Below are 7,472 nucleotides of genomic sequence, written 5' to 3' on the forward strand. Positions count from 1 at the left end.
AGCGCAAAATTTTTCACAAACCGAATTTGATGTGATATAGAAAAATACGAATATAAATTTCGATGCCGTTCATCGGCACCAACGAGCAATCTTGATTTGGGAGGTCAAAATGCTTCGTACTCTTGTGTACTCTACCTCACTGGTACTGGCATCAACGACGGTCCTTGCCGACGCAGTTCCAAGCGAAGAAGCGGCAGCAGGCTTATTCTCAGATCAACCGTATTCTCCATATGCCGAGCGCACTTTCCCTGAGCGACCGCTGTGGGGAGATTCACATCTTCACACCGGGCTTTCGCTGGACGCAGGTGCTTTCGGGAACACTCTGTTGCCTGATGAAGCCTGGCGTTTTGCAAAGGGTGAGCAGGTCACTTCATCCACTGGCCAACCAGTTAGGCTGGCCCGGCCTTTGGACTGGATGGTTCTCACGGATCACACTGATCTGATGGGATTTGCCCCGGACCTTCAGGTTGGCAAGCCGGGCATTCTTGCCGATCCAAAAGGTTTGGAATGGTATCAAGGTTACAAGGCAGGTGGCGAAGAGGCTGGCAAAGCGGCGTTCGATATCATTACCAATTTCTCGCAAATGACCCTGCCAGAAATTCTTCTGGAGTCTTACAGCCCCGGTGCCGACGCCTTTGCTTTTACATGGGAGCAAATCGTTCTGGCAGCGGAAGAACATAACGACCCCGGCAATTTCACAGCGTTCATCGGGTTCGAGTGGACCTCTGTGCCGAAGGGTTTCAATCTGCATCGGAATGTTATGTTGCGGGATGGGCCAATCAGGGCGCTTCAGATGGTGCCTCCGGTCACGCAACCACCCTTTGGTGATACCGATCCAAAGGCGCTCTATGCATGGCTTGAAGAATATCAAGAGAAAACGGGTGGGCGCGCGGTTGCCTTTGCTCATAACGGGAATCTGTCGAACGGGTGGATGTTCCCAACCGAAGACACCTATCACGGCGGCACGGTTGACGAGGAATACGTGGCTGCCCGCGCGAAATGGGAGCCCCACTACGAAGTTACCCAGATCAAGGGCGATGGCGAAGCACACCCATTCTTAAGCCCAGATGATGAGTTTGCCGATTACGAAAACTGGGACGTTGGCAATCTCGACATAACCGAGCTGAAGACTGATGACATGTTGGCTGGTGAATACGCCCGAGAAGCCTTGAAGCGTGGCTTGTTGTTGGAAGAAAAGTTCGGCGTGAACCCATATAAGTTTGGCATGGGCGGCGCGACGGATAGCCATACGTCTCTGGCAACTGCCGAAGAAGACAACTTCTTTGGAAAATCCGTCAGTGTTGAGCCTTCAGCCACCAGGATAAAGCATCCTTTCATCGCCAATGACCTTGGCGAAATTCCCGGCGACCTTCTTGTCGCGTCGGGATACACGGCTGTTTGGGCGACCGACAATACACGCGCTGCAATCTTCGATGCTTTCAAGCGGCGCGAAACCTATGCAACCACCGGACCTCGGATCGGCCTTCGTTTCTTTGGCGGTTGGGACTTCAGTGACGCGGATGTAGAAACGCGCTTCCTTGCTGATGTGGGCTATACTAAAGGCGTTCCAATGGGTTCGGATCTGCGACCTCGTGAGGGTGAAGGTGCACCCGCATTCCTGATCGCCGCACTACGCGACCCGATTGGGGCCAATCTGGATCGCGTGCAGGTGGTAAAGGGATGGTTGGATACTGAAGGTGCCCTGAAGGAAAAGGTCTACGATGTGGCATGGTCGGGCAACCGTGTTGCTGACCAAAACGGCAAGATCCCCGCAGTTGGAAACACTGTAGATGTAGAAACCGCCAGTTGGACCAACACGATTGGAACTGCCGAACTTGTAACCGTTTGGTCTGATCCTGAATTCGATCCGGATGCACGCGCATTTTATTATGTACGTGCGATCGAAATTCCAACTCCGCGTTGGGTTCTTTATGATAAGCTGAGATTTGGTGCCGAATTGCCTGAAGACGCAGTGCTCACACATCAGGAACGCGCCTACTCTTCCCCGATTTGGTACACACCGGCAGAGTGACACTGCTGATCACGGCATTGGCAGCCGAAGTAGCAGCCTTTACCTCGGCTCATTCCGCTGACGATTGATTTGTGCGTTGCGTTGATTTTCTTGCAATGCTCAATCGGCTGATGTCAGCATCGATACGTAAAACTGAAGCGCGTTTCACGCAGGAGCCTTCATGCGATTATTGAAAGAACCCCTGTTTCATTTCTTCCTGATAGGTGCAGCTATTTTCAGTTGGTTCCAACTTGTTGCGCCAAAAAACGAGACCGTCGAAGAATTCGGCACGATAACTATCGACGAAAACGACATAGCGCTTTTGTCAGATCAGTTTGAAGCACGGTGGAAACGTCGCCCAAGCGATGCCGAGCTGCAAGCTTTGGCCGATGCAACAATTCGCGAAGAAGTTCTGGTTAGAGAAGCAAGAAAGCTTGGCCTTGATCGCGGAGACTCCGTGATCCGCTCTCGTCTCAGTCAAAAAATGGATTTCCTGACCGTAGCGATCGCCACGTCTGTTGTTCCGGAAGACGAAGATTTAGAGGCCTTTTTGCAAAACAACTCGGAGCGCTATGCTACGCCCAGCAAGCTGGCCTTCAATCAAGTCTTTGTTGGTGAGGAGCCAAGCACAGTTGAAGTCGAGAGGGTATTGGCCGCCTTGCGTGCCGGGGATGAAGTTTCCGATCTGAGCGGCTCGACACTGCTGCCCGCATCTATGCCTTTGACCACGACCAGAGTGATAGACTCGGTCTTTGGATCTGGCTTTTCCGAGGGTCTTACAACACTGGGTAAAGGTCAGTGGGCCGGCCCGATCCAGTCAGGTTACGGGGCCCATCTGGTTCAGATGCAGGCCTTCGAACCTAGTCAAATACCGCCATTGTCAGAAATTTACGATGCCGTGCTGCGAGATTGGCGTCGCACGATGAGTGAAGATTTGGCGCAAGCGCAATATGAAATTCTTGCCGACAGTTATGAGATCGTATTGCCCGATCTCTCAGGTCGAACCAAATGAAAGCTGCATTTGGCCTTCTGTATGCGCTGCTGATTGCGTGGGTCGCAGGAAATGCCTCAGCGCATGCGCTTGATCCGGGATATTTGGAAATTCGACAAATCACTTCAGAAACCTGGAGCATTCATTGGCGAAAACCCGATGTGAATGGTCAACCGATGGCGATTGATGTGATGGTGCCGGATGGTTGCACCCCAGCGCGCGGCCCTGCCCCAATTTCCGATGGCAGAGCATGGGTTTCTTCCTGGGTTGTCGAGTGCCGCGGGGATATTGCGGGTCAACTCATCCAGATAGAAGGTCTGGAGGTTCAAAAGAACGACGTATTGGTCCGTGTACAGCCCCTGCAAGCTGATCCCGCAACGCTTCGGTTCACACCAGAGACTGCCGTTCAGAACATACCTTCTGAACAGACCACATGGTCTGTTTTCACCGCGTATGTCCAGTTGGGCTTTGAACACATACTGGAAGGTTGGGATCATCTGCTATTTGTCTTCGCGCTGTTTGTTCTGGTCCGTGATCCGTGGAGACTAGTGGGAGCAGTCACAGCATTCACCATTGCACATTCAATAACACTGGCACTGGCAACACTGGGATTTTTGAATGTCCCCGGCCCGCCGGTCGAGGCCATCATTGCGCTTTCTATAGTGTTTCTGGCGATGGAAATTGTTAAGAGCGGCGACGGGCGTTTTCGACTTTCAAAACAGAAGCCCTGGATCGTTTGTTTCGGGTTTGGGCTATTGCATGGGCTGGGTTTTGCAGGCGCTTTGGCCGATATCGGACTACCCTCAAACGATATCCCTGCGGCCTTGCTTGCCTTCAACCTAGGCGTCGAGGCCGGACAACTGAGTTTTGTGGGGGCTTTGGCACTTCTTGTCTCGATCTGGCGATTGATGGCACGTCCAGTTGGCCAAATGGCGACGGTGATTACTGCCTATGGCATCGGGTCGGTATCGATGTACTGGCTCGTAGAACGCATAAGTGGGTTCTGAAGCATTTTGCCTCGGTGTCTGTCGAGGTGGTAGATCGGCTCAATGGACAACTCGATTGCAAAGCGCACAATTCGACAGAGTGCAGTTGCTACCGCATAAAATGGCCTGTGAAAAAAAAGCCCACTTCGTCGCATGCCAATCGAATGTTTGCTTGCGCAACCTAAGTTGTTTCCTGTCCAGTCTGCGGATCGAGCATGTCCGCGTTTGGTTGTGAGCGGTCATTGAAACCAAACAGGTGAAGGGCAGATTTGTCCGCAACGCGGAAATCACCACCCTTGGATGTGAAGCTCCGGATTGGGATCAACCCGGACACTGCAGACTTACGAGAACGGCTCAAATGAAATTGCCTTTCACCAATCGACGAACATCCTGCGGTGTCGTCAGGCAAACCTGCTGTTTGCAGGCTTCCAACAGAATCTCTGAGTGGAACCCGGAATTGCTCTAAGGTTGCGTAAACATCGTTGCTTCCTCACTTTGAGATAAAGCTATCCATAGCAAGATTGAAAGAGAATTGAATGAAACGCCTGTTTCCATCTCTGCCGGAGAACGCGACGCTGGGAAGTGTCTATCAAGCCTTTCCAGACAAACTTTCTCCGCTTTGTGCGTACGAAAGCCTTGTGATGAGAGGGGAGAGCGACCTCTCGGTTGCAGAGCGTGAACTCATTGCGGCCTATGTCTCGGGTTTGAATGCTTGTGTGTATTGCCATGGGGCGCACATCGTTTTCGCCAAAGCCTATGGCATCGAGGTCGAGACAATCGAGGCGCTGATGGCAGACCGCGATACGGCACCCATTGAGGATCATCTCAAACCGTTACTGGCTTACGTCGAAAAGCTCACCATTTCGCCATCAAAAATTACAGAAGCCGACGCAAATGCGGTCTACGCGGCAGGCTGGTCAGAGAGCGCGCTGTTCGATGCTATCCAAGTCTGTGGTGTCTTCAATCTCGTGAACCGCTTCATAGAAGGAACAGGTGTTCAAAGCCCTGGCACCGATCCAAGAGAAGCGGACGAAGCCACTTTGAACCGATGCCGCAGTGACAGCTTTTACACCGATTTCGGACGGGAGAACGGCCTCGACATCCCTTGAATTGATGTTGTTCGAACTTTCGAGCGACGACAAAAAGCTGGTTCGATAAAGCGGCAGAAGCGTCCTTACCTCCCGAGGTTAACCAATTCGTCGATACCAGTCGGCACCTTCATCTGTTGTTGGTGGATCTATGTTCAAACCAAAATGATCCGTCCTGCTTTTCGTAGAAATCCCATTTTCTGATAAGGTTTTGGGGACATGTGGTCTTTGTAAGGGGAGCGAGTTGCTTAAATTTGACGCTGAAACAACGAGATTGCTTGAAATCGCCTATCAAGGCGCAGAACTGACGCGGCGAAGACAGGCTTCATTTGATGCGCTGCGCCCTGCTCCGGGTGAGATTATTTTGGATGTTGGTTGTGGCAACGGGCTGTTAACAGCGGAGTTGGCTCGCGCAGTTGGTTCGGATGGCTATGTCATCGGGATCGACCCAAGCGCTGACATGACAGAAGCCGCAAGAGAACGATGCCGTGACTACGCAAACGTGGAGTTTCGTGCTGGTGCCGCAAATAGCTTGCCCATTGAGGATGAGAGTGCTGACAAGGCCGTCTCGGTACAGGTCTTTGAGTACATCGAAGACGTAGACGGTGCACTGGATGACACGCTGCGGTGTGTCAAACCCGGCGGGCGCCTTGTCATCAGCGATCTACACTTTGGCAGCTTGATTTGGTTCAGCGACCAGCCTGACAGAATGCAAAAGATGCTGACATCCTGGAACCAGCACTTTGTGAGTGGTTCCGTCCCGGAAAGACTGCCTGCACTAATAAAGGCTCGCGGCGACCATGTGGAAGATGTCTTGTCGTTCACAATGACAGATCACCAGCTAAAGCCTGATGGCCTCGCAATCATGATGATGCACCTCATGAAGCAATACGCAGTCGCAAATGACCATGTTGATCCCGCTGTGGCGCAATCGTGGTTCAACGAGCAGCTCGGCCTCGCAAAAGTTGGACGCTTCTTCTTTTCGATGACCCAATTTATCGTCGTGGCGCGCAAAAAGGGTTGATCGTTCTAAAATACTGCCACTTGACCTCGGCCATGCTCGCTAAACCATCGTATGGAGCAAGGTTGGCGGCTGGCGGTTGTCTACCGTCGCCACTCGAATGCCAAGAGTTTAAGGCCGTCTCGCAATCAGTGTTGCAAAGACCTGATAGCCAAAAAGTGTGCGCTCTCTTGCTCGACGGCGATACTCGGCGACTAATCCATTGTGCAGATCCTCGCCAATGTCACCGCGTTTCATCAGCACTTTGCCAGTCTCTTCGACCCAGGGGAGCATTTGGTCATTGTCCAGAACTCTTCTGCTTTGAAGACTGAACTCTTCAACTGTGAATCCGGCGTTTGAGGCCAGTCCGCGCAGCTTGGCGACAACAAATGGGTCGGTGACAAACTCGTTCACAAATATTTTGGCACAGGCGTCCAGAGGATCGTTTGGCAAGTTTCCTAGTGACGCTTTCGAAAAGTCAGCGTCACACACCCCGAGACACCCTCCCGACCGTAGGACGCGCGCTGCTTCGGCTAAAAGGGGTGCCGGATCTTCCACATGGGTAAGCACCGTGTGCATTATCAAATTGTCAACCGAGCCATCATTCAGGGGTAGCGATGCTCCATCTGCGACCTCAAACTCCACATTGTCGTGGCCCCCAACCCGCGCTCTTGCTTCGGTCACAAAGCCTGTAGACGGCTCGAAACCAATGACACGCGCGGGTTTGGCTTTCTCCGCAATGCGGCGCGTGACAGCTCCTGCACCGCATCCGACTTCAATCGTCAGACTATCCTCGGCAAACTCAAGTTTGGCCAGATAGTTTGAAACGATCTCTTCCATTGTGGGGTCGGCCTGACGCGCGTCCATCGAGTCGGCAAATGCGGAAATGAACTCTGCACCCGCAGCATCTACATCTTGAAATGGATCAGCCATCCCAACCACCCTCCATTAACGCTCAGTATTCTCTACCAAAAACCCTAGCATCACCTGAACTAAGAACAAGCCGTGCCGAAACGGGTAGGCATAGAAAAACAAGAAATTCATGCCATGCTTCAGCTCGTTCCAAACGGAAACGTGACGCAAGAAATCGTTGGGTTCAGCCGTGTAGTTCAGTTTTGGGCTGCTGGCGATCAATTAAGGTTCTCGCTGAGAATTGCAGCGCTGAGCTCCAGAACAACAACAGAATTTCGCTGCACTCAATATCTGCTTTGATCTCGCCGCAACGTTGCGTTGCAACAATCCGGTTGACGTTTTTCAAATCGATCACTAACTAAACCGCACGCTTGAGGTGTGTTGCCTCTCGCAATGGAGATTTTATGAAAGAGAATCGGGGCTAACGCCCGTTCCTGGCGACACAAATTCAGGAGCACCAACATTGATAGGCACACTCACGCGC

7 protein-coding genes are annotated in these 7,472 nt (G+C 52.2%); 5 read left to right on the plus strand and 2 right to left on the minus strand.

The features are described 5' to 3' along the window. Positions 1 to 109: 109 nt before the first annotated feature. The 5 genes from ACR0K9_RS18620 to ACR0K9_RS18640 all read left to right on the plus strand — a co-directional run bounded on the left by ACR0K9_RS18620 (position 110) and on the right by ACR0K9_RS18640 (position 6,100). Positions 110 to 2,032, plus strand: a complete 1,923-nt coding sequence (locus ACR0K9_RS18620) for a DUF3604 domain-containing protein (protein ID WP_480825401.1) — start codon at positions 110 to 112, stop codon at positions 2,030 to 2,032. A gap of 160 nt (positions 2,033 to 2,192) precedes the next feature. After that, positions 2,193 to 3,023, plus strand: a complete 831-nt coding sequence (locus tag ACR0K9_RS18625; protein ID WP_480825403.1) for a peptidyl-prolyl cis-trans isomerase — start codon at positions 2,193 to 2,195, stop codon at positions 3,021 to 3,023. Then, positions 3,020 to 4,009, plus strand: coding sequence for a HupE/UreJ family protein (locus ACR0K9_RS18630; protein WP_480825405.1), 990 nt, complete (start codon positions 3,020 to 3,022; stop codon positions 4,007 to 4,009). Before ACR0K9_RS18625 ends, ACR0K9_RS18630 begins: the two co-directional genes overlap by 4 nt. 515 nt (positions 4,010 to 4,524) lie before the next feature. After that, positions 4,525 to 5,097 carry a carboxymuconolactone decarboxylase family protein gene (locus ACR0K9_RS18635; protein ID WP_480825407.1) on the plus strand — a complete coding sequence of 191 codons (573 nt, stop codon included), beginning with the start codon at positions 4,525 to 4,527 and terminating at the stop codon, positions 5,095 to 5,097. 223 nt (positions 5,098 to 5,320) lie between these two features. Then, the gene (locus ACR0K9_RS18640; RefSeq protein WP_480825409.1) at positions 5,321 to 6,100 is read left to right on the plus strand and encodes a methyltransferase domain-containing protein; all 780 of its coding nucleotides are present in this window, start codon (positions 5,321 to 5,323) and stop codon (positions 6,098 to 6,100) included. Positions 6,101 to 6,208: 108 nt separating this feature from the next. Here ACR0K9_RS18640 and ACR0K9_RS18645 read toward each other — a convergent pair whose 3' ends face one another. Then, complete coding sequence (locus ACR0K9_RS18645) at positions 6,209 to 7,009, minus strand: class I SAM-dependent methyltransferase (RefSeq protein ID WP_480825411.1); 801 nt, start codon at positions 7,007 to 7,009, stop codon at positions 6,209 to 6,211. Between the two features lie 163 nt (positions 7,010 to 7,172). Next, entirely contained in the window at positions 7,173 to 7,343 is a 171-nt protein-coding gene (locus tag ACR0K9_RS18650; protein WP_480825413.1) for a hypothetical protein, read from the minus strand. Positions 7,344 to 7,472 lie beyond the last annotated feature (129 nt).

This window comes from Ruegeria sp. L12, from assembly GCF_056531745.1.

What these genes read in the sequence shown, in the direction of transcription:
- ACR0K9_RS18620 (WP_480825401.1), top strand. Translation starts at nt 110, where the DNA reads ATGCTTCGTACTCTTGTGTACTCTACCTCACTGGTACTGGCATCAACG.
- ACR0K9_RS18625 (WP_480825403.1), top strand. Translation starts at nt 2,193, where the DNA reads ATGCGATTATTGAAAGAACCCCTGTTTCATTTCTTCCTGATAGGTGCA.
- ACR0K9_RS18630 (WP_480825405.1), top strand. Translation starts at nt 3,020, where the DNA reads ATGAAAGCTGCATTTGGCCTTCTGTATGCGCTGCTGATTGCGTGGGTC.
- ACR0K9_RS18635 (WP_480825407.1), top strand. Translation starts at nt 4,525, where the DNA reads ATGAAACGCCTGTTTCCATCTCTGCCGGAGAACGCGACGCTGGGAAGT.
- ACR0K9_RS18645 (WP_480825411.1), bottom strand. Translation starts at nt 7,009, where the DNA reads ATGGCTGATCCATTTCAAGATGTAGATGCTGCGGGTGCAGAGTTCATT.